1 pseudogene is annotated in these 357 nt (G+C 56.0%); it reads left to right on the top strand.

The annotated features are described in order from the left end of the window. Window positions 1-357, top strand: a pseudogene (locus HBA93_RS19425) (recombinase family protein); the annotation flags it as partial.

Raw genomic sequence — 357 nt, 5'->3', positions numbered from 1 at the left:
AAGAAGATTCGCCGTGACCGGCTCGAGGCCCGCGTGCTCAGCTCCCTTCGCCACCATTTGATGGACCCGGCCCTATTTAAGGAATTTTGTGACGAGTTCACCCGCGAGATGAACCGGCTGCGCATGGAGGGACGTGCATCGATCGATTCGGCCGAAGCAGAAATCAAAAAGATCGACCGGGAACTGGACACCCTTCTGAACCTGATCCTAAAGGGCGGAGCCGCCGATCGGCTCAATGAGAAGATGGTGAGCCTTGAGCGCCGAAAAAAGGAAATGGAGCAGTTTCTAGCAGAAGCGGATGAACCTCCGCCCCTCCTACATCCAAACATGGCAACCTACTATCGCCTTCAGGTCGCG

Origin of the sequence: Ochrobactrum sp. SFR4 (genome assembly GCF_019730395.1) — a bacterium.
Taxonomy (GTDB): Bacteria; Pseudomonadota; Alphaproteobacteria; order Rhizobiales; family Rhizobiaceae; genus Pseudochrobactrum.
Note: the sequence above shows the minus strand (reverse complement) of the source record. Positions and strands in the feature narration are given on the sequence as shown.